We start from the raw sequence: 21,119 nt of genomic DNA, 5'->3' as shown, positions 1-21,119 counted from the left end.
CTACCCCTGCCGGGGCAGATCCTCCGCCGCGTTCCGTGCCTGGGCCACGCCCTCGCCCTCGACGAAGGCCTCGGTGGCGTCGGGCTGGTCCACGAAGGCGGGAATCGGCGAGCGCGTGGCGGGATCCGCCTCCGGCGCGCCCTCGGCCGCGGCCTTGTCCAGTTCATCGCCCCGCCCGATCCCGGGCTGGAGGCCGTGCCGCCAGCCGCCGGTCTCGCGCAGGGCCTTCTCCTCCTCGGGGCCCTCGTAGGGCGTTCCGGGAGGAGTCCCGTGGGACGGGTCGGGCCGATCGCCGCTCATGGCCGGCCCTCCCGCCTCAGGGCTTGCCGCCGGAAGGCGAGCCGGGACCGCCCTCGCCCTTCTCGGTGGAGGCGGCCGTGTCCTCGCCGTCCGGGGCGATGAAGCCGGTGGTGCCGCTCTTCACCGCGGGGTCGGAGGCGGGGAAGGTGTCCTCCACCGCCTTGTCCACCTTCGCGCCCGTGGTGGCGCCGGGCTTGAGGTCCGACACCCAGGCGCCCGTCTCGTGGTCGCGCTTCTGGTCGGTCTTGTCGCTGTCCATCTTGTCCTCCCCCGGAGGGCTGGTGGTGGGGCCGGGCTGGCCCGGTCCCAGATGAAGCGCCGCAGACCGGGGGAGGGTTCCATCAGAGGTTACACGAGCCGTTACACGGGAGACGCGGGGGGCCTGCTATCACTGCGAAAACGCCATCGTCAGGGCCCTGCGAACCGTTGCAGACCGATGGACGTCCTGCATTGCATCGTGTTAAGGGGCCCGCGCCGACGCCTGGATTGATTCTCCGGGCGTCACCCGAAGGCCCAGGAAGGTTCGCCCGGAGGTTCCGCCCCGGGGCGGGCCGCGGAACGGGCCGGAAGGTCCTCACACCCCTCGAACGGGATCGCCAGTGGCCTCCGAAGCCGTCTCCAACGACAAGACCGCCGCCGCCCAAGGCATCAACGTCCAGGGCAGCCGTGTCACGGGGGGCGCGGCCGGGCGCTACGCCCTGGCCCTGCTGGAACTGTCCAAGGACGACAGGTCCGTCGACTTCACCGCCGCGGAGGTTGAGAAGCTCTTCGCCCTGGTGCAGGGCGACGAATCCTTCCGCGCCTTCCTGGCCGACCCTCGCCTCGACTCGAAGGCCCAGCGCGCCGGCGCCTTCGCCGTGCTGGACCGCGCGGGCGTCGGCGGCGCGGTGAAGAACCTGGTGGGCGTGCTGATCGCCAACCGCCGCCTCGCCGAGTTGCCGGGCGTGCTGCTGGCCTTCGGCAACCTGCTGGCCGACCAGCGCGGGCAGCAGACGGCCGAGGTGACCACCGCGCATCCGCTGAGCAACACCCAGCGCACCCAGATCGCCGCCCGCCTCACCGAGGCCGGGTACTCGAACGTCCGTCTCTCCGAGACGGTGGATCCTTCCATCCTGGGCGGACTGATCGTGAAGATCGGGTCCCGCCTCTACGACACTTCCATCAAGTCCAGGCTGCAGCGCCTGAGCTACGCCATGAAGGGGGCCGCCTGACCATGGACATTCGTCCCGCCGAGATTTCCGACATCCTGAAGCAGCAGATCGCTGGCTTCGACACCGAGGCCGACGTGGCCGAGGTGGGTACCGTGCTGACCGTGGGCGACGGCATTGCCCGCTGCTACGGCCTGCAGAACGTCATGGCCGGCGAGATGGTGGAGTTCCCCTCCGCCGGCGTGCGCGGCATGGCGCTGAACCTCGAGACCGACAACGTCGGCATCGTGATCTTCGGCGACGACCGCGCCATCCGCGAGGGCGACACCGTCGCTCGCACCGGCACCATCGTGGACGTGCCCACGGGCCGCGGCCTGCTGGGCCGCGTGGTCGATGGCCTGGGCAACCCCATCGACGGCAAGGGCCCGCTGACGGACGTCACGCGTTCCCGCGTCGAGGTGAAGGCGCCGGGCATCATCCCCCGCAAGTCCGTGCACGAGCCGATGCAGACGGGCATCAAGGCGATCGACAGCCTGATCCCGATCGGCCGCGGCCAGCGCGAGTTGGTCATCGGCGACCGTCAGACCGGCAAGACCGCTGTCATCATCGACACGATCCTGAACCAGAAGACGATCAACGCCGGCACGGACGAGAGCAAGAAGCTCTACTGCATCTACGTCGCGATCGGGCAGAAGCGCTCCACCGTCGCGCAGCTGGTCCGCACGCTCGAGGAGCGCGGCGCGATGGAGTACTCCATCGTCGTCGCCGCCACGGCCTCCGACCCGGCCCCGATGCAGTTCCTGGCGCCCTACACGGGCTGCACCATGGGCGAGTTCTTCCGCGACAACGGCATGCACGCGGTCATCTTCTATGATGACCTCTCCAAGCAGGCCGTGGCCTACCGCCAGATGTCGCTGCTGCTGCGCCGTCCGCCGGGCCGTGAGGCCTACCCGGGCGACGTGTTCTACCTGCACTCCCGCCTGCTGGAGCGCGCGGCGAAGATGGGCGAGGCCGCCGGTCTCGGCTCCCTCACGGCGCTGCCGGTGATCGAGACGCAGGCGGGCGACGTGTCCGCCTACATCCCGACCAACGTGATCTCCATCACGGACGGCCAGATCTTCCTTGAGACCGAGCTGTTCTTCCGCGGCATCCGCCCGGCCGTGAACGTCGGCCTCTCGGTGTCCCGCGTGGGCTCGGCCGCGCAGATCAAGGCGATGAAGCAGGTCGCGGGCAAGATCAAGCTGGAGCTGGCCCAGTACCGCGAGATGGCGGCCTTCGCCCAGTTCGCCTCCGACCTCGACGCCTCCACCCAGGCGCTGCTGGCCCGCGGCGCGCGCCTGACGGAGCTGCTGAAGCAGCCGCAGTACGCGCCGGTGCCGGTGGAGGAGCAGGTGGTGGCGATCTTCGCCGGCGTCCGCGGCTACCTGGACAAGGTGCCGACGAACAAGGTGGGCGAGTTCGAGCGCCAGCTGCTGAGCCAGATCAAGGCGTCCAAGCCGGAGATCCTGGAGTCCATCCGCAAGGAGGGCCAGATCACCGGCGATAACGACAAGGCGCTGGCCGCGTTCATGGACAGCTTCGCCAAGTCCTTCGCCTGATCCAGGGGGCATAGGGAACAGCCCTCATGGCGAGCCTGAAGGACCTGCGCGGTCGCATCAACAGCGTGAAGTCCACGCGCAAGATCACCTCGGCGATGAAGATGGTCGCCGCGGCCAAGCTGCGCCGCGCCCAGGCCCAGGCCGAGGCGGCGCGGCCCTATGCCCAGCGGATGGAGCGCATGCTCGCCTCCCTCGGCACGGCGGTGGCGGGCAGCCCCGACGCGCCGCGCATGCTGGTGGGCACCGGGCGTGACCAGACGCACCTTCTGGTGGTGGTCACGGCCGAGCGCGGCCTCTCCGGCCCCTTCAACACGAATGCCGGCCGCTTCGCGCGCGCCCGCATCCGTGCCCTGGAGGCCGAGGGCAAGACGGTGAAGGTGCTGACGGTGGGCCGCAAGGGCGCGGCCTACCTGCGGCGCGAGTTCGCCAACCGCATCATCGGCGAGATCAGCTACGTCAACATCAAGCGCATCGGCTTCGAGCAGGCCGACGAGATCGCCACCCGCATCACCGCGATGCTGGAGGCGGGCGAGTTCGATGTCTGCACGCTGATCTACAACCGCTTCCAGAGCGTGATTGCCCAGGTGGCGAGCGAGCAGCAGCTCATTCCCGCCGCCCTGCCGGCCAATGACACCGCCGCCTCCGCCGAGGCGGGCGCGCTCTACGAGTACGAGCCGGGCGAGGAGGAGCTCCTCTCCGCCCTGCTGCCCAAGAATCTCGCGATCCAGATCTATCGCGCGCTGCTGGAGAGCCAAGCCGGTTTCTATGGAAGCCAGATGACGGCCATGGACAACGCCACCCGCAACGCCGGCGAAATGATCAACAAGCTGACCCTGAACTACAACCGCACGCGACAGGCCAACATCACCAAGGAGCTGATCGAGATCATCTCCGGTGCGGAAGCGGTCTGAGGAGCCCCGAACCATGAAGAACAACGTCGGCAAGGTCACCCAGGTCCTCGGCGCCGTCGTGGACGTGCAGTTCCCCTCCGAGCTGCCCTTCATCATGAACGCGCTCACCACCACAGTGGGCGACCGCACCCTGGTGCTGGAAGTCGCCCAGGAGCTGGGCGAGCGCACCGTGCGCTGCATCGCCATGGACACGACCGATGGCCTGGTCCGCGGCACCGAGGTGGTGGACACCGGCAAGGGCATCGCCGTGCCTGTGGGTGAGGGCACGCTGGGCCGCATCGTGAACGTCATCGGCGAGCCGATCGACGAGCGCGGCCCGGTCCCGCACGACAAGTCCTACACCATCCACCGCGACGCCCCCGCCTTCGACGAGCAGGCGACGGCGGCCGAGATCCTGGTGACGGGCATCAAGGTGGTGGACCTCCTCGCCCCCTACCTGAAGGGCGGCAAGATCGGCCTCTTCGGCGGCGCCGGCGTCGGCAAGACGGTGACGATCCAGGAGCTGATCAACAACATCGCCAAGGGCCATGGCGGCGTGTCCGTCTTCGCCGGCGTCGGCGAGCGCACCCGCGAGGGCAACGACCTCTACCACGAGATGATCGACGCCGGCGTCATCAAGCTCGGCGAGAACGGCGGCACCGAGGGTTCCAAGGTGGCGCTGGTCTATGGCCAGATGAACGAGCCGCCGGGCGCCCGCGCCCGCGTTGCCCTGTCGGGCCTCTCTATGGCGGAGTACTTCCGCGATGAGCAGGGCCAGGATGTGCTCTTCTTCATCGACAACATCTTCCGCTTCACCCAGGCGGGCGCCGAGGTGTCCGCGCTTCTCGGCCGCATCCCCTCCGCGGTGGGCTACCAGCCGACGCTGGCCACCGACATGGGCGCGCTGCAGGAGCGCATCACCTCCACGAAGAAGGGCTCGATCACCTCGGTGCAGGCCATCTACGTGCCCGCCGACGACCTGACCGACCCGGCGCCTGCCACCTCCTTCGCGCACCTTGACGCGACGACGGTGCTGAACCGCTCCATCGCCGAGCTGGGCATCTTCCCGGCCGTGGACCCGCTGGACTCCACCTCCCGCGCGCTCGACCCGCGCGTGGTGGGCGAGGAGCACTACCGCGTGGCCCGCGAGGTGCAGCGCGTCCTGCAGACCTACAAGTCCCTGCAGGACATCATCGCCATCCTGGGCATGGATGAGCTGTCCGAGGAGGACAAGCTGATCGTGGCGCGCGCGCGCAAGATCCAGCGCTTCCTCTCCCAGCCCTTCCACGTCGCCGAGGTCTTCACCGGCACGCCGGGCGTCTTCTGCAAGCTCGAGGACACGATCCGCTCCTTCGCGGGCATCGTGGCCGGCGAGTACGACCACCTCCCGGAGGCCGCCTTCTACATGGTCGGCACCATCGAGGAGGCCGTGAAGAAGGCCGAGACCCTCAAGGCGAACGCCTGATCCATGGCCACCTTCGACCTCGAGCTGGTGAGCCCGGAGCGCCTGCTCCTCTCGCGCCCCGTCGAGATGGCGGTGATCCCGGCCTATGAGGGCGAGATGGGCGTGCTGCCCGGCCATTCCCCGATGATCGTCGCCCTCCGGGGCGGGGTGATCCGGGTGACGGAGGGCGGGCGTGAGACCGAGAGCCTGTTCATCATGGGCGGCTTCGCGGAGATCACCCCCACCCGCATGACGGTGCTGGCCGACGAGGCCACGCCGCTGGCCAGCCTCTCCCGCGCCGCCGCCGCGCAGCGCGTGACGGAGGCCGAGGCCGCCCTGGCCGCCGCAGCCGGGGACGCGCCTGAGATCCGGGACCGCGCCGCGGACCGCCTCCAGGCCGCCCGCGCCATGCAGGACGCCGCCCAGGCCGCCTAAGGCAGGCCTGACGGAACATCGAAGCGCCCGGGGCCGAGAGGTTCCGGGCGCTTCGTCGTTTCAGCGGGTTTCCCGCACGAAGCGCAGGATCTCCTGGCCCAGTTCGTCATCCGCCGTGCCGACCGCGTAGAGTTCCGAGACGTGGTTGTGCCCGCGCAGCGTGACCACGCGCGGGCAGTGCCCGTCCCGCCAGCAGATGCCGGTCGCCATCTCCAGAGTCGGCGCGCCGAGGAAGGCCGGGTCGTACTGCGCGTTGAAGAGCAGCACCGGCAGCCGGCTCTGCGCGAGGTGGGTCATGGGGGAACGGGTGGCATAGGTGGCCGGGTCCGTGCCGAAATAGGCCAGGTTGTTCGGCGCCTTGTCCGCCTCCGTCATCTTCAGGAAGCCGCTTCCGAGGATGAGGCCCGCGATACCCGGCCCTCCAGCGGGATGAAGCGCGGGGTCCAGGGCATAGCCCGCCGCGTGGGTGGCCCCGGCGGAGTGCCCGAAGAGGATGATCCGGGCGGGATCACCACCAAGGCGGGCCGCGTTCTCACGAATCCAGGCAATGGCCCGGCCCACATCCTGCGCCCCGGCGGGCCAGGGGTTCTGCGGCGCGAGGCGGTAGGTCATCGCGATGCCCACCAGCCCGTTGCGCGCGGCATAGGCGGCCACGTTCGGCGCGATATCCCCTCGCACGAAGCCGCCGCCATGCACGAAGACGAGGATCGGGCGGGACGAACCCTCCTGCGCCGGCGAGTAGACACTCAGCCGGTGCCGGGGATCGGGGCCGTAGGACTGGTTCTCCGAAACCCGCAGCCCGTCCGTCGAGGGCGCGGGAAGGGCGGCGAAGAGAGCACCGGTTTCGCGCAGGACATCGGCGTCGAAGCGCGGCCCCATGGCGGCGATCCGGGCGCCGATCTCCGCGGGCAGCCGTTCAATCTGCGCCTGTGCGGCGAGAGGGGACGAGACGAAAAGGGCGGCGGCCAGGGCGATGGCGCGTGGCATGGGCGTTGGTCCTCCGGCGCGCCGAGGATGGCTGCCGCGCCCCTGGCCCACAAGTCCGGGCCGTTCACAACTCCCCGTTGCAACAGGCTGGGACTTGAAAGAATCACCCCGGGGCCGGCAAATGCAGGTTCAGCGTGGCCCATTCTCCGGCCACCCCGTGGGAAGACGGAATAGATGAAGCACTGGACGCTCGATCAGGTCGCCTGGGACAAGTTCGATCCCTCGAAGGTCGATCCCGAGATCGTGCCCCTGGTGAAGGCCGCCGCCCTGGTGGAGAAGAACGGCGTGGACTACGCCGTGTACCTGAACAACGTCTTCGTGGGCGATCCGGACTTCTCCCAGGCCGCGGACAACTGGGCGGTGGAGGAGGTCCAGCACGGCGACGCGCTGGGCCGCTGGGGCGAGATGGCCGATCCCGGCTGGTCCTTCGACGACGCCTTCGACCGCTACCGTGTCGGCTACAAGATCGACGTGAAGGCCGATGCCTCGATCCGCGGCTCCCGCACCGGCGAGCTGATCGCGCGCTGCATGGTGGAAACCGGCACCTCCTCCTACTACACGGCGCTGGGTGACAGCACGGAGGAGCCGGTGCTGAAGCAGGTCTGCCGCCTGATCGCGGCGGACGAGTACCGGCACTTCAAGCTCTTCTACGACCACATGAAGCGCTATCTGGCGCGGGAGAAGCTCTCCTTCCCCAAGCGGCTGCGGGTCGCCGCCGGGCGCATCGGCGAGTCCGAGGACGACGAGCTGGCCTTCGCCTACCATTGCGGCAACGAGAGCGCCGATACCCCGTACAGCCACGACCGCTGCATCACCGGCTACATGGGCCGGGCCATGTCCTTCTACCGGTTCCGCCACATCGAGCGGGGAATGGGAATGGTCTTCAAGTCGATCGGGCTGGAGCCGCGCGGCCGCATGTCGGATCTCGCGGCCAAAGGCGCGTGGAAGCTGCTGCAGTGGCGCCGGGAGAAGTACCGCCAGGCCCTGACCCGCGCCGCGAACGAGAACGCGCCGGGCCGCGCCGCCGCATGACGAACCTGCTTCCCCCGTCTCCCCCGGCGGGGGAGGCATCCCGCCGCACTGCGCTGGGCATGGCGCTGGCCTCCGTGGCCGGCTGCGCCCGCGCCCAGGGAAGCAACCAGCAGGGCAGCCCGGACAAGAACCCGCCGCCCGGCCTGTGGCAGATCGCGCGCGACCGCGGTTTCACCTTCGGCGCCGCCGTACAGGCGAACATGCTCGCCTCGGACCCGCTCTACGCCGCCGCCTACGAGCGGGAGGCGGGGGTGCTGGTGCCGGAATTCGAGGGCAAGTGGTCGGTCCTCCAGCCCAAAGAGGGGGAGTTCGACTTCTCCATGCTGGACGCGATCATCAGCTGGGGCCAGGCCCGTGGCCGCCCGATCCGCGGCCATGCCCTGATCTGGCACGAGGCCTTCCCAGACTGGGCCCTGGCCGCCATCGGCGAGAGCCAGCAGCGTGCTCGCGCCGTGATGGCTGCCCATATCAACAAGGTGCTCGGCACCACCCGGCTCCGCATCCGGGACTGGGACGTGGTGAACGAGGTCGTCGCCGACCCGCCGGGCAGCGACACGCCCCAGGCCGATGGAGAGCTTCGCAACTCCCCGTTCTTCCGCGCCCTGGGCCCGGGCTACATTGAGACCGCCCTCCGCATGGCGCGGGAGCAGGACGCAACGCTGCGCCTGGTGCTGAACGACTACGGGGTGGAGGAGGACACGCCCTGGGCGGAGGAGAAGCGCCGGCGCCTTCTCAACCTCGTTCGCGACCTCGTCCGCAAGAAGGTGCCGCTCGACGCGGTGGGCATCCAGGCGCACCTGCAGATGCGGAACGCCTTCAACCCCGCCGTCTTTGCCAACTTCGTCCGCGCCATCCGGGCGGAGGGGCTCTCCGTGCTCGTGACGGAGCTGGACATCCGGGAGGGCGACAGCGTGCCGGACGACTACGTGGCGCGGGACCGGGTGGTGGCGGAGCGCGTCTCTGCCTTCATCTCCGCAGCCGCCGAGGGAGGAGTGAGGACCTTCCTGACCTGGGGCCTGGTGGACCGCTTCTCCTGGACGGTGATCGAGGCGTCGGTGGCCCGGCGGGACGGCAAGCTGCACCGCGCCCTGCCGCTGGACTGGGAGTACAACCGCAAGGAAATGTGGCGGGCCATGGCCCGAAGCTTCCAGACGGCGGCCTAGGCGGGAACGGCGTAGCGCCCGAAGTCCTGGGCCAGCCGCTCGTAGATCGGGCGGCGGAAGGGCACGGCGATGGCGGGCAGCTCCGCCAGGGGCACCCAGCGCCAGGCATCGAACTCCTGGTGCTTGTCCGCGTCCAGCCGGATCTCGCTGTCCTCGCCCAGGAAGCGCAGGGCGAACCACAGCTGCGTCTGGCCGCGAAACCGGCCGCCCAGCGCCTTGCCGACGAGATGGGCGGGCAGGTCGTAGTCCAGCCACTCCGGCATGCGGCCCATCACGCGGGCGTTGCGGGTGCCGATCTCCTCGGACAGCTCGCGCAGCACCGCCACCTCCGGATCCTCGCCCTCGTCCAGCCCACCTTGCGGCATCTGCCAGGCGCCGGAGGTGGCTTCCCCAGCCGGCTGGTCGGCGCGGCGGCCGATGAAGACGAGGCCGTCTCGGTTGAAGAGGCAGGCGCCCACATTCGGGCGCAAGGGAAGTTGGGTCATCTCGGTTCCCGGGGAATGTCCTCGGGGCGGCGGATCAGGGAGGTGACGGGAGCCATCACCAGCCCCCGATCCGCCAACCCGGCGGCCCAGGCGGCCACGCGGTCCACCAGCACGGGGGAGACATCCCCCGCAAGCCCCAGGGCGGAACCTTTCTCCCGCGCGATGCGCTCCAGCTCCGCCAGCCGGCGATCGATCTCGCCGCGCGTGGCCGGTTCGTCCACCACGAGATCGACGGTGCGGCCCCAGGCGCGGGCAGGGGCGGGCGCGCCGGGGCGGGGATCGACATAGAGCAGGCCGCGCTGGCGCAGCACGTCCTGCAGCCCGCCCAGGAGTTCTGGCAGGGCCGCGAAACGCTCCCCCCGCATGGGCCCGAGGGCGCCCACCGCCCCGACCTGCCCGGCAATGCGGGAAAGGGACCAGGCGAGGCGGTCCGCGTTCTCCGCCAGGGGCAGGGTGGTCAGCAGGCCGCGATCGCCAGGATCGTTCACGGGGTAGTTGGCGGGCTCCAGCGGCAGGGCGCTCAGCACCTCCATCCCGCGGGCCCGGGCGCGCTCCAGCAACGGGGCCGGGCGCGAAGCGTAAGGGGAAAAGGCGAGGCCCGTTTCCGGCGGCAGGCGGCGGATCGCCTCGTCCGACAGCGCGGCCGAAAGGCCGAGATTGCCCACCACCAGCGCGATGCGCGGCCGCGCCTCCGCCCGGTCGAAAGGCCGGCCATAGGCGCGGATCGGCGTGCGCCCGTCCGAGCCCGCGCGCGGCAGCGGGCCGTGGGGGGAAGGTTCCTGCAGGGCGGGATCAGGCGGAGGGATGGGGCGGTCGGCCGGGGCCTCGGCCCGGGCGGCCGGGGCGGGCAGCGGCGGCGGCTCAGGCGCGCTGGGCGGCGCCTCCGCAGGGGCAGCCGGTGGGGCGGGCGTGCTCGCTTCGGGGGGCGCCTCGGCCGGCGGGGAAGCGGCTGCCTCCTTCGGGGGCGAGGCGGTCGCGGGCCCCTGGGCCGGTTCCTGTGGGGTTGTCTCGACTTGGGCCTGTTCGGGCACCTGGTCGGTGGCCCGCTCGGGCGGCATCACGCCCCCGCGGCGCAGCGAGGCGGGAATTCCGCCCTCCGGCGGCCCCGCCCGGTGCAGGGCGAAGGCCCCGATGCCGAGCGCGGCCAGGAGAAGCAACCAGAAGACGCCGAGGGCCTTCATCGCGGGCTTCGGCGTCTCCGATAGTCCAGAGGGAGGGTCAGCGGCTGGCGCGGCGCTGCGGCGGGCTGGCCGCGATGCTGTGCAGCAGCCCGATCGCCTGCTGAAGCTGGTGGTCCGTCTCCGGCTTCGTCGGGTCGAAGGCGGGTGCACCCTCCGGCGGCATGCGCTGCACGGCGGAAACGGCCGCCTGCGGCAGGTTCAGAGGCGGCAGCGGCGCGGGCGGGCGGGCGCTGGCGCCCTGGGCCGTACCCGGGCTCGGGTTGCTGTCGTTCCGCAGGGCGCGGTTCAGGTCCGCCTCGCGGTCGCGCTCGCGGTTCTGCTGCGCGTCCTCGCGCTGGGCCAGCACCTCGATGTCCGGCTGGATGCCCGTGGCCTGGATGGAGCGTCCGGAGGGCGTGTAGTAGCGCGCCGTGGTCAGCCGGATGGCGCCATTCCCCGGCAGCGGCATCACCGTCTGCACGGAGCCCTTGCCGAAGCTCTTCACGCCCATGACGACCGCGCGGCGGTGGTCCTGCAGCGCGCCCGCCACGATCTCGCTGGCCGAGGCCGAGCCGGCATTCACCAGCACCACCACGGGCAGGCCGTTCGTGATGTCACCGGACTTCGCGTTCCAGCGCTGCGCGTCCTCAGCCCGGCGGGCGCGGGTGGAGACGATCTCACCCTGGTCCAGGAAGTCGTCCGAGACCTGGATCGCCTGGTCCAGCAGCCCGCCCGGGTTGTTCCGGAGGTCCAGCACCATGCCCTTCAGGTTGCCCCCGGCCTGGGAGCGGAGGGTCTGCAGCGCCCGGCGCAGGCCCACCTCGGTCTGCTCGTTGAAGGAGGTGAGGCGGACATAGGCGATGTCGCCCTGCTCCAGACGCGCGCGCACCACCTGAGGGCGGATCACGTCGCGGGTCAGGGTCAGCTCCACCGGGGTGGCCGTGCCCTCGCGCCGGATGGTCAGGCGGATGGAGCTGCCCCGCTCGCCCCGCATCTGGTCCACCGCCTCCTGCAGGGTCAGACCCTGGGTGGTCTTCTCGTTGATATGGGTGATCAGGTCCCCGGGCTTCACCCCGGCGCGGGCGGCCGGTGTGTCGTCGATCGGGGAGATCACCTTCACGTAGCCGGCCTCCTGCGAGACCTCGATGCCCAGCCCGCCGAACTCGCCGCGGGTCTGCACCTGCATGTCGCGGAAGTTGCGGAGGTTCATGTAGGAGGAGTGCGGGTCCAGCCCCTGCAACATCCCGTTGATCGCGTTCTCGATCACCTCGCGGTCGTTCACGGGCTCCACGTACTCGGCCCGCACCCGCTCGAACACGTCGCCGAACAGGTTCAGCAGCCGGTAGGTCTCGGCGCGCGATCCCTCCTGGGCCCAGGCGGTCACCACGGGGCCGGCGATGGCGCCGGCCGTGAAGGCGGCGGCCACGGCGGCAAAGGTGCGGGCGCGGAAGCGGGTCTTTCCGCCGTTCTCGGCCGCGTTGCTCTCGGCCGGGCTACGCTCAGCAGGAACTCGCATCCGTCAGACACCCCTCTCGCCGTGGCGGGGCACGGCGCTTTCATATTGCCGCGGGGCATCCTGCCCAGCGGTTAAGCCGGAGGGAGCCCAATTCAGCCCCTCGAAGTCCAGCCCGCAGGATCCACGGGTTGCCCGCCGCGGCGCAACTCAAGGTATAGCGTCGCGCGGCCCCCGCCAGATACCCCGGCGTTACCAAGTGTTCCCACGGCCTCCCCGGCCAGAACGCGCTGCCCGGGCTCCGCGTCCAGCCGGTCCAGGCCGGCTAGAACGAAATGGTATCCGCCGCCGCAATCCACAATCAACATCCGCCCGTAGGATCGGAACGGGCCGGAGAAGACCACCCGGCCGCCGCAGGGGCTGACCACCCGGGCCCCCGGCGGGGCGGCCCAGGTCTGGCCATTGGCGCCCCCCTGGCCGAAGGCGCGCTGGACCGACCCCGCAACGGGCGCCCCGCGACTGGGGCGGGGCGGCGCCGCGGCCTCGCGCAGGCGCTCCCGCGCGGCCTCGGCGCTCTCCCGCGCGTCGTCCTCATCCCGTGCTGCCTGCCGCGCCTCGTTCTCCCGCGCGCGGGTCTCGGCCTCCCGCCGGCGTGCGGCCGCCTCGCGCTGCTTCGCCTCCGCCTCCCGCTCCCTCCGCTCCGCCTCGGCCCGCTCGCGCGCCTCCCGCGCGCGGGCCTCGCGCTCCAGCCGCTCCACCGCCCCGCGCAGGTCGCGCGCCCCGGCGGCGGCCTCGGCGGCGCGGCGGGTTGCGGCGGCCTCCGCGTCCCGCGCGTTCTCCCGCCGGGAACGGGCTTCGGATAGGGCGGCGTCCACTGCCTCCGCCGCCTCCCGCGCGGCGTTGCGGGCGGCCACCAGCCGGGCCCGCTCCGCGTCCAGCGCCGCGGCCCGGCGGCCCGCCTCCTCCTTCGCGGCGCGGTACTCCGCGGCCTCCTGCGCCAGGCGGCGGGCCACGCCGCGCAGCACCAGGGCGCCGCGCAGCGCCTCCTCGGGCGGGGCGGGGATCACCAGCAGCGTCTCGGCCGGCCACAGGCCCAGGCGGCGCATGGCGGGAATCAGCGGGGCCATCGCCTCGGCGCGGCGGGTCAGGTCGGCCTCGGCGGCGTCGCGGGCGGCAGAGGCCTCCTCCAGCCGGGCCTCGGCCTCCGCGACCGCTTCCTCGGCCGCTACGGACCGGCGGCCGGCCTCGGCCCGGCGCGCGGCCAGGGCCCGCTCGGCGGCCTCCGCGGTCCGGGCGTCGCGGGCAATGGCGGCGGCCTCGTCCCGGGCCGTGCGGGCGCCGCGCTCCACCTCCTCCAGGGCCCGCCGGCTCGGCTGCGAGGAGACCGGGGACGGCAGGAGGGCGGGGATCAGCCCGAGCAGCAGGGCGAGGCGGAGGGGAAGGCCCCGCCGAACCGAAGGGTGGGGCGCGCGGCCGCCGCCCGAGGTCACGTCATGCTCACCCGGGCGGGGTGCCGATAAGGCTGCGCCCGGTCATCGCCTCCGGCTGGGGCAGGCCGAGCAGGGCCAGCAGAGTGGGCGCCAGGTCCGCCAGCCGCCCGTCATGCAGCGCGGCGCCCAGCGGGCCGCCCATCAGCAGCACGGGCACGGGGTTCAGCGTGTGGGCGGTGTGCGGGCCACCCGTGACCGGGTCCCGCATCAATTCCGCATTGCCGTGGTCCGCCGTGACCAGCAGGGCACCGCCGGCGTCACGGATGGCCCCGGCGATCCGGCCCAGCCCGGCATCCGCCGCCTCGCAGGCCTTGATGGCGGCCGCCAAGCTGCCGGTGTGCCCGACCATGTCGGCATTCGCGAAGTTCAGGATGATCATGTCGTAAGTGCCGGAGCGGATGGCGGCCTCCGCCTTCTCCGCCAGTTCCGGCTCCGACATCTCGGGCTGCAGGTCGTAGGTCGCCACTTTGGGGGAGGCGACCATGATCCGGTCCTCGCCCGGGGAAGGCGTCTCCTCCCCCCCGTTCAGGAAGTAGGTGACGTGCGGGTACTTCTCCGTTTCCGCCATGCGGAGCTGCTTCAGCCCGGCCTTGGCCACGGTGGGGCCCAGCAGGTCCGCCATGGATTGCGGCGGGAAGAGCGTCTCCAGGAACGGGTTCAGCGCCTCCGAGTACTCCGTCATCCCGATGGCAGCGCAGAACTTCGGCACGCGCGGCCGCTCGAAGCCGCTGAAGGTGGGGTCCAGCAGGGCGGCAAGGATCTGGCGCACCCGGTCCGCGCGGAAGTTGAAGCAGAGGATCGCGTCCCCGTCCCTCATTCCCGCGTAGCCCGGCAGGACCGTGGCGGGGACGAACTCGTCCGTCTTTCCTGCCGCGTGGGCGGCGCGCACGGCCTCCAGCGCGGTCGGGGCGCTCGCGCCCTCCGCCAGCACCATGGCGCGCCAGGCCTGGGAGACGCGCTCCCATCGGTGGTCGCGGTCCATGGCGAAGTAGCGGCCCGTCACGGTCGCGATCCGCGCTCCCTCCGGCAAGGCGGTCTGGAAGGCGGGCAGGGTGGTCTCGGCGGCCTGGGGCGCCATGTCGCGCCCGTCGGTCCAGGCATGGACGGCCACGGGAATGCCCTGCGCCGCAATGACCCTTGCGATCGCCAGCGCATGGTCCTGGTGCGCGTGCACGCCGCCGGGGGAGAGCAGGCCGCAGAGGTGCAGCGTGCCGCCCGTGGCCTTAAGCTTCTGCCCCAGCGCGGCCAGGGGCGGCATCCTCGCCAGCGAACCGTCCGCGATGGCGGCGCCGATGCGGGGCAGGTCCTGCATCACCACGCGGCCGGCGCCGATGTTCAGGTGCCCCACCTCGGAATTGCCCATCTGCCCTTCCGGCAGGCCCACATCGGGGCCGCAGGTCCGCAGGAAGGCGTGCGGGCAGGAGGCCCAGAGGGAGTCGAAGTTCGGCGTGTCCGCCTGGAGCACGGCGTTGTCCGCCCGCTCCTCCCGCCAGCCCCAGCCATCCAGGATGACGAGCATGACGGGCTGCGGACGGGCCATCGGGCATTCCTCGGGCGATGCGGCGGCGTCTGCCATAGCGCCGGGGCCAGGGCTTGGCCAGAGAGGGCCCGGGCGGGAGAGCGGCCCCGCCCGCGGGCCTCCCCGCGGGCTCCAACACAGGTCCGCAACGTGGCATGAGGCCGCCATGCCCGCCCGGATGCCCCAGCTCGTCTCCATCCAGTACCTGCGGGCCCTGGCCGCCCTGATGGTGGTCATCTACCACGCCCGGCTGCAGACGGACCGGCTGGGCCTGCCGCTCGCCGGCACGGACTGGCTGGCCAGCGGCGTGGACATCTTCTTCGTCATCAGCGGCCTGATCATGTGGGTGACCACCACCGTGCGGCCGGTGGAGCCCGCGACCTTCCTGTGGCGGCGGGTGGTGCGGATCGTGCCGCTCTACTGGATCCTCACCTCCCTGGTGGTGGCTGTCTCCCTTCTCGCGCCGAGCCTGCTGCGGACCGCGCGCTTCGACCCCGGCCATACCCTGGCCTCCTACCTCTTCCTGCCCTGGCCGCACCCCGCCATGGGCCTGCCGCTGCCGGTCCTCATTCCCGGCTGGACCCTGAACTACGAGATGGCCTTCTACCTCGTCTTCGGCCTTGCGCTGCTGATGCCGGAACGGGCGCGCTTCTGGGCCATGGGGGCGGCGCTGGCCCTGCCCGTGGCCCTCGCGCGGATCCTGCCCGGCCCGGGCTTCGCGCTGGAGTTCTACGGCGCCACGCTGGTGCTGGAATTCTGGATGGGCCTGGCCCTCGGGCGGCTGGTCGTGGCCGGGCGCCTGCCCGGCGCCGGGGCCTCGGCGGCGCTGGTGGTGCTGGGCTTCGCCCTGCTGCCCCTGGGCTGGGCGTGGTCGGAACCCCTCTCGCGCGGCCTCGCCCTCGGCCCGCCCGCCGCGCTGGTGGTGCTGGGCGCGCTGGGCCTGGAAGCCGCCGGGCGGGTGCCGGCGCGGCGCGCGCCCCTGCTGGTCGGCGACGCCTCCTACGCCCTCTACCTCTTCCACGTGACCCTGCTCGCGGCACTGACGGAGGCCTGGCGCCGCCTGCCGATGCCGCGCGGGCCAGCAGGCACGGCCTTGTTCCTGGCCGTGGCCGTGGTGGCCTGCATCGCGGCCGGGCTGGTGCTCTACTGGCTGGTGGAGCTGCCGCTGCGGCGTGCCATGCGGGGCCGTGCCGCGCGGGTGGCGGCGGCTCAGGCGCGGGCGGTGTAGGCCCGGAACACCTCGAGCTCCGTCGCGCAGGTGGCGCCCTGGAAGCCGGCGGCGCCGAGCGCGCCGAGGATCGTCTCTGCCGGCACGCAGGCCTCGATCGTCTCCCAGTAGTAGCGCATCAGCTCGCCGGAGCGGTGGCGGGGCGCGGCCACGCGGCACAGGGCGGGGATGACGGCGCCCATGTAGAAGCGCTCCACCAGCCGGGCGAAGCGGCTGTGCGGCCGCCCGATCTCAAGCAGCAGCACCGTGCCGCCGGGCCGCAGCACGCGCCGGTACTCCGCGAAAGCGGCGCCGAGATCGGCCACGTGGCGCAGCGCGTAGCCCATGGAGAGGAAATCGACACTGGCATCCGGCAGCGGGATCCGCTCCGCCCGCCCCTGGACGAGGGTGACGCCGGGCAGGGCTTTCCGCGCCTCGGCCAGCATGCCCTCGCTCGGGTCGAGGCCGGTGACGAGGGCCGGGTCGCCGGTGATGGCCACCGCCTGCCGCGCGACGAGGCCCGTGCCCACCGCCACGTCCAGCACGCGCATCCCCGGCCGCAACCCCGCATCGCGCAGTGCGCGGCGGCGGTAGCCCGGGCCGGTGCCGAAGGAGAAGATCCGGTCGATCCGGTCGTAATGCGGCGCCGTCTCGTCAAAGAGCGCGCGGACGAAGCCCTCCCGCTCCTCCGCCCGGCCGTAATGGTGGGCAAGGACGGGGTGGGGGGCGATGCCGGAGCCCTCCTGCGCGGACCGGGTCATGCGGGCGCCTTCCTGGCCTATGGGGCCGCAGGGATCGCGCGCCCGGCCGCCCGATGCAAGGGATCAGTACGGAAGGGGGGAGACCCCGAAGATCCGGGGGTGCAGGTGCAGCATCGCCGCCCAGGCCAGCAGCCCGACCAGGACCGGCAGGGCCATCTCCCGCCAGGCCACCCGGTTCCGCCCGGCGGTCAAGGCGCCGAAAGGCAGGACGGAGGTGCTGGCGGAAAAGGCAGCCCAGCCCGCCGGGTCCCGCGCCGCCACCTTCGCGTCCAGCGAGGGCATGCCGAGGGCGGCCGTGAGCAGGAAGGCGCCGAAGAAGACGAGCGAGGCGGCGTCCCCGTTCCCAATGATGTGGACAGCCGCCCAGATGGCGAAGGACCAGAGCATGGGATGGCGGGTGATCCGGAGCATTCCCCGTGGCTCGGCCGAGAGCGCGGAGCCCTGGCCCACGGCCGTGGGATTCCGCGCGAGCAGGCTGCCGGCGAAGAGGATGAAGGCCAGCAGCATCGCCACGACCAGCACCCATCCGAGCGGGCGCGGCACGGCCCAGAGCGGGGATGTGGGCGCGCTGCGCCAGGCCAGCACGAGCAGGGTGATGGTCAGGGCGGAAGCGACGGAAAAGGTGGCACGGAACCCGCCCTCGCCCAGCCGTGCCGCCCAGGCGGCCCGGGCCCGCGTGCCGGCAATCCCGACATGCAGCCCGATCCATATCAGTGCGGCGACGATGAGGGCGACCATGGAAGGACGCTATCCTCACCTTCCCGTGATCGCAATGTTCGTTGACTGAACGATTCGAAGCGTCAGGCCGGCCGCCAGGCGCGGTGGTAGGGGTGGTTGGTCCGGATGCACTGGGCGCGGAACAGCGCCTCGGCCAGCAGCCCGCGCACCAGCATGTGCGGCCAGGTCAGCGGCCCCAAAGAGAGGCGGTGGTCGGCGCGGGCCAGCACCGCCTCGTCCAGCCCTTCCGCACCGCCGATGATGAAGGCCAGCGGCCGGGCCGCCTCTGCCCACCCTGTCGTCAGGGTGGCCAGCCGCGCGCTGTCCGGCATCTCGCCGCCGAGGTCGAGCGCGACCGCCAGCGCCTCGGCGGGAAGGGCCGCGAGGAGCAGAGCGCCCTCCCGCCGGCGCATCTCGGCCGGCGAGCCCTTCGCCTCCGCCAGCTCCCGCAGGTGCAGGGCGGGGCGGAGACGGGCGTTGTACCCTTCGAACAGTGCCGCCTCCGGCCCGCCGCGGGCGCGGCCGATGGCGAGGAGAAGTGGGGGCTTCAGCTCTCCCCGCCCTTCCTGCGGGTGTCGGCACCCTCGCTCAGCGAGGCAGCGCCGCCCGATTCCCCACCGGACTCCTCGTCCGGGAAGCTGGGCTGCAGGTCCTCGCCGGTCGTGTTGAAGGCGAAGCCGGCGGGGCCGTCCAGCGCCTCGCCCGGGGGCAGGATGGCGCCGTTGCCGCTGCCGCCGGGGCGGCCATCGCCGATCTCGCCGATGTAGAGGCGGTCCTGCGCGTCGCCGGCCTGGGCGTCATCGGAGTCGCCGTCCACCATGGGCTTGCGCGGATCGGGGTTCGCGGACGCCTCGGTCTCGTCGGTCACGTCGTCGTCCTCATCCTCATCAGAGTCATCATCACCGTCGTCGTCGAGGTCCTCGTCATCGAGGTCGTCGTCCTCGTCCTCGTCTTCATCCTCGTCGTCCGAATCGTTGTCGGCGGCGAGGTCGTCGTCCGCGTCCGCGTCATCGTCCAGGTCGTCGAGGAGGTCGTCGTCCGCGTCGTCCGAGGCACCCTCGCCCGTGGCGCCATCCTCGTTCGCGGCCATGTCCTGGCCCGCCTCGCCGGAGGGGCGCGGCGGCATCGTGGCTTCCTCGGCCGCCGGGCTATCCGGGCCCCACATCCGCTCCAGTGCGTAGTTCTGCCGTGCCTCGGGCTTAAAGAGATGGATCACCAGATCGCCGGCATCCAGCAGCACCCAGTCCGGCGAGGCCTCCGTGCGGATGCGGCGGATGCCGTGCTCCGCCAGGGCCTCCTCCACGTGGCGGGCCATGGCCTCGATCTGCCGCTCCGCCAGGCCGGTGGCGACCACCATCCGGTCCGCGAAGGCGGAGCGGGAGGCAACGTCCAGCACCACCACGTTCTCGGCCTTGTCGTCCTCCAGGCTGGCCACGGTCGCCTTCACCAGCTCATCCAGCCGGTCCGGGCTTGGGGTGGGCCGGGGCAAGGTGGTGCCGCGCCTCTTCGGGCCGGCGACGGTGGCGCGCTTGCGGGAGGTGGGGGCGGGGGTCGCTTCCAGCTCCGCGATGCGGGCGGCGGTGTCGTCCGGCAGGGCCTCCGCCGCCCGGGAACGGGCAGGAGCCTTCGCGGACGCCGCCGCGACCTCGGTCACGGTCCTGACCGCGGTTCTCGCGGGTGACTTGCGGGCAGCAGGGGCCTTGGCCGCTGGGGTCTTCGCGGCAGGGCGGGCCTGGACTGCACGGGCCGGCGCCTTCGGGGCTTCCTCACGGGCGGCCGGGCGCGGCGCGGCGCGGGACGTGGCGGCGCGCCCGCGAGCAGGGGTTGCCGCCCTGGCGGCAGCGCGCGGCGCCGGGCTCGCGGCGGCTTTCGGCGCGGCCTTGCCACGCGCAGGTGCGGCAGCCTTCGGCGCGGCCTTAGCCGTGCGAGCCGGTGCCGCCTTCGACGCGGCGGCGCGAGGAGCGGGCTTCGACGCGGCGGCGCGAGGAGCGGGTGCCGCCTTGGCCGGGGCGGTCCGGGCAGGCGCCGCCTTGGCAGGGGTCGCCCTACCGGAGGCCGCGCGCGCCGGAGCCTTCGCGCGGTTGGCGGCCGGCTTCGCGGCGCGGGTGTTCGCCTTGGCGGCGGTCGTCCTGGAGGCAGTTGTCCGGGAGGCGGCCGCCTTGGGGGCAGGAGCCTTCGCGCGGCTCGGGGGCGCGGCCGTGGCCCGGGCGCGGCTCGCCGGCGCGGCGGCGGGGGTGCGGGCCTTCGCGGCGGGCGCCTTGCCCCGCGCGGGGGCGGCCGTGGCCTTCGCCCTGCTTGCGGCGGGCTTCGCGGCAGCCGCCCGGGCAGGGGCAGGCTTGGCCGCGCGCGCCGCAGGCTTCGCCGCCGCGGGCTTGGCGGGGCGGGCGGCCGGCCTTGCCGGTGCCTTGCGCGTGCCGGCCGCGGGGGCCTTCTCCCGCGTGGTCCGGCCGCGGGTGGTGCCGCCGGTGGGTTCTTTGGGGGTGCGGGCCATAGCTCGCTCCTCTCTTCGTCTCTGCTTCGTGGCGCCGCACTGCGCCGGGTTCAATCCGCTCCGGCCGCCGCGGGAAGGGGCGCTGGGGCGCTTCCCTCAGAAGGGCCGGAAGTGGCCGTGGTTGCGTTGGCTCGCAAGGCCCGGATCGCCGTCGCGCTCGCCGGATGCTCCCGCGCGGGCACCAGGCACCAGGGGGCGTGCCTGGCAGGGGGGCGATGTGGTGCCGGGGCGCCGGGTTCGCGCCCCGCCTCGGCCATCAGCGCGCCGCAGGGGCGGCGATGGTGGCGCAGGGCGGCGGCGGCGGCGCCGTGCATGGCGCGGCGGGTGTAGCCCGGGCGCGGCAGCACCGCCACGGGGGTGCGGCGCGCCAGCCGCCGCCAGCGGCGCCAGCGCGGCAGCTGCACCATGTTGTCCGCCCCCATGATCCAGACGAATTCGGCGCGCGGGAACAGGCGCCGCAGGCGGGAGAGGGTGCGCTCCGTTTCCCGCAGCCCAAGCCGCGCCTCGATGTCCACGGCGATCACGCGGCGGCCATCGGCGATCCGGCGGGCCGAATCGAGCCGTTCCTCGAAAGGCGCCATGCCCGCGCGCGGCTTCAACGGGTTGCCGGGGGAGACGAGGAGCCAGACCTCGTCCAGGCGCAGGACGTGCAGCGCCATCTCCGCCACGTGCCGGTGGCCGGGATGGGCGGGGTTGAAGGAGCCGCCGAGCAGCCCGATCCGCACGCGCCGCCCGTCGCCATAGCGGCCGGGCTCGCGGTGCGAGGGGGCGGGGCGGGGCGACGGCGCTTTCTCGCGGCCGGCCGGCGGGACGGGGGGCGGCATGGGCGCCTATGCGGC

20 protein-coding genes and 1 pseudogene are annotated in these 21,119 nt (G+C 72.6%); 8 read left to right on the top strand and 13 right to left on the bottom strand.

The features are described from left to right. A complete protein-coding gene (locus NRP21_RS02660; RefSeq protein WP_257714604.1) occupies nt 1-300 on the bottom strand; it encodes a hypothetical protein in 300 nt (99 codons plus the stop codon). A 16-nt stretch (nt 301-316) separates the two neighbouring features. Then, nucleotides 317-559: a hypothetical protein gene (locus NRP21_RS02655; protein ID WP_257714603.1), complete on the bottom strand. Its 243-nt coding sequence runs from the start codon at nt 557-559 to the stop codon at nt 317-319. Between the two features lie 340 nt (nt 560-899). Here NRP21_RS02655 and NRP21_RS02650 point away from each other — a divergent pair, with 340 nt between their 5' ends. The 5 genes from NRP21_RS02650 to atpC are packed head-to-tail and all read left to right on the top strand — an operon-like array spanning nt 900 to nt 5,815. Continuing rightward, nucleotides 900-1,511, top strand: a complete 612-nt coding sequence (locus NRP21_RS02650; RefSeq protein WP_257714602.1) for a F0F1 ATP synthase subunit delta — start codon at nt 900-902, stop codon at nt 1,509-1,511. A 2-nt stretch (nt 1,512-1,513) separates the two neighbouring features. Continuing rightward, the gene (gene atpA, locus NRP21_RS02645) at nt 1,514-3,046 is read left to right on the top strand and encodes a F0F1 ATP synthase subunit alpha (protein ID WP_257714601.1); all 1,533 of its coding nucleotides are present in this window, start codon (nt 1,514-1,516) and stop codon (nt 3,044-3,046) included. A 26-nt stretch (nt 3,047-3,072) separates the two neighbouring features. Further along, nucleotides 3,073-3,957 carry a F0F1 ATP synthase subunit gamma gene (locus NRP21_RS02640; protein WP_257714600.1) on the top strand — a complete coding sequence of 295 codons (885 nt, stop codon included), beginning with the start codon at nt 3,073-3,075 and terminating at the stop codon, nt 3,955-3,957. 13 nt (nt 3,958-3,970) lie between these two features. After that, nucleotides 3,971-5,401, top strand: a complete 1,431-nt coding sequence (gene atpD / locus NRP21_RS02635) for a F0F1 ATP synthase subunit beta (protein WP_257714599.1) — start codon at nt 3,971-3,973, stop codon at nt 5,399-5,401. Between the two features lie 3 nt (nt 5,402-5,404). After that, complete coding sequence (atpC, locus tag NRP21_RS02630) at nt 5,405-5,815, top strand: ATP synthase F1 subunit epsilon (protein ID WP_257714598.1); 411 nt, start codon at nt 5,405-5,407, stop codon at nt 5,813-5,815. Nucleotides 5,816-5,875: 60 nt separating this feature from the next. Here the strand turns inward: atpC and NRP21_RS02625 are convergent, their stop codons facing one another. Next, complete coding sequence (locus NRP21_RS02625) at nt 5,876-6,802, bottom strand: alpha/beta hydrolase (RefSeq protein WP_257714597.1); 927 nt, start codon at nt 6,800-6,802, stop codon at nt 5,876-5,878. Nucleotides 6,803-6,976: 174 nt separating this feature from the next. Here NRP21_RS02625 and NRP21_RS02620 point away from each other — a divergent pair, with 174 nt between their 5' ends. Next, nucleotides 6,977-7,834 (top strand): ferritin-like domain-containing protein, encoded by an 858-nt coding sequence (locus NRP21_RS02620; RefSeq protein WP_257714596.1) that lies wholly within the window; start codon nt 6,977-6,979, stop codon nt 7,832-7,834. Further along, nucleotides 7,831-8,997: an endo-1,4-beta-xylanase gene (locus NRP21_RS02615; protein ID WP_257714595.1), complete on the top strand. Its 1,167-nt coding sequence runs from the start codon at nt 7,831-7,833 to the stop codon at nt 8,995-8,997. Before NRP21_RS02620 ends, NRP21_RS02615 begins: the two co-directional genes overlap by 4 nt. Here NRP21_RS02615 and NRP21_RS02610 read toward each other — a convergent pair. The 5 genes from NRP21_RS02610 to gpmI form a co-directional block, all read right to left on the bottom strand. Then, a complete protein-coding gene (locus tag NRP21_RS02610; RefSeq protein ID WP_257714594.1) occupies nt 8,994-9,482 on the bottom strand; it encodes an RNA pyrophosphohydrolase in 489 nt (162 codons plus the stop codon). The two genes, NRP21_RS02615 and NRP21_RS02610, sit on opposite strands and share 4 nt — an antisense overlap. After that, nucleotides 9,479-10,663, bottom strand: a complete 1,185-nt coding sequence (locus NRP21_RS02605) for a divergent polysaccharide deacetylase family protein (protein ID WP_257714593.1) — start codon at nt 10,661-10,663, stop codon at nt 9,479-9,481. The genes NRP21_RS02610 and NRP21_RS02605 overlap by 4 nt, the downstream gene beginning before the upstream one ends. Nucleotides 10,664-10,700: 37 nt before the next feature. Then, a complete protein-coding gene (locus tag NRP21_RS02600; protein WP_257714592.1) occupies nt 10,701-12,158 on the bottom strand; it encodes a S41 family peptidase in 1,458 nt (485 codons plus the stop codon). Nucleotides 12,159-12,250: 92 nt separating this feature from the next. Continuing rightward, nucleotides 12,251-13,585, bottom strand: a complete 1,335-nt coding sequence (locus tag NRP21_RS27860; RefSeq protein WP_308219862.1) for a murein hydrolase activator EnvC family protein — start codon at nt 13,583-13,585, stop codon at nt 12,251-12,253. A 7-nt stretch (nt 13,586-13,592) separates the two neighbouring features. After that, the gene (gpmI, locus tag NRP21_RS02590) at nt 13,593-15,125 is read right to left on the bottom strand and encodes a 2,3-bisphosphoglycerate-independent phosphoglycerate mutase (protein ID WP_257714591.1); all 1,533 of its coding nucleotides are present in this window, start codon (nt 15,123-15,125) and stop codon (nt 13,593-13,595) included. 145 nt (nt 15,126-15,270) lie between these two features. Between gpmI and NRP21_RS02585 the strand changes: the two genes are divergently transcribed. Continuing rightward, on the top strand, nt 15,271-16,332 hold the full coding sequence (locus tag NRP21_RS02585; protein WP_257714590.1) for an acyltransferase family protein: 1,062 nt from the start codon (nt 15,271-15,273) through the stop codon (nt 16,330-16,332). Here NRP21_RS02585 and NRP21_RS02580 read toward each other — a convergent pair. The 5 genes and pseudogenes from NRP21_RS02580 to NRP21_RS02560 form a co-directional block, all read right to left on the bottom strand. Beyond that, nucleotides 16,314-17,072, bottom strand: a complete 759-nt coding sequence (locus tag NRP21_RS02580; protein WP_257714589.1) for a class I SAM-dependent methyltransferase — start codon at nt 17,070-17,072, stop codon at nt 16,314-16,316. The two genes, NRP21_RS02585 and NRP21_RS02580, sit on opposite strands and share 19 nt — an antisense overlap. 63 nt (nt 17,073-17,135) lie before the next feature. Then, nucleotides 17,136-17,810 carry an NnrU family protein gene (locus NRP21_RS02575; protein WP_257714588.1) on the bottom strand — a complete coding sequence of 225 codons (675 nt, stop codon included), beginning with the start codon at nt 17,808-17,810 and terminating at the stop codon, nt 17,136-17,138. A 62-nt stretch (nt 17,811-17,872) separates the two neighbouring features. Then, complete coding sequence (locus NRP21_RS02570) at nt 17,873-18,316, bottom strand: 23S rRNA (pseudouridine(1915)-N(3))-methyltransferase RlmH (RefSeq protein WP_257714692.1); 444 nt, start codon at nt 18,314-18,316, stop codon at nt 17,873-17,875. A 596-nt stretch (nt 18,317-18,912) separates the two neighbouring features. Then, nucleotides 18,913-19,359: pseudogene (gene rsfS, locus NRP21_RS27985) on the bottom strand (ribosome silencing factor); the annotation flags it as partial. Nucleotides 19,360-20,330: 971 nt separating this feature from the next. Continuing rightward, the gene (locus tag NRP21_RS02560) at nt 20,331-21,104 is read right to left on the bottom strand and encodes a nicotinate-nucleotide adenylyltransferase (RefSeq protein WP_257714587.1); all 774 of its coding nucleotides are present in this window, start codon (nt 21,102-21,104) and stop codon (nt 20,331-20,333) included. Between the last annotated feature and the right edge of the window lie 15 nt (nt 21,105-21,119).

It is taken from the genome of Roseomonas populi (genome assembly GCF_024594815.1).
Taxonomy (GTDB): domain Bacteria; phylum Pseudomonadota; class Alphaproteobacteria; order Acetobacterales; family Acetobacteraceae; genus Roseomonas; species Roseomonas populi.
This window is presented reverse-complemented; position numbering and strand designations above follow the sequence as displayed.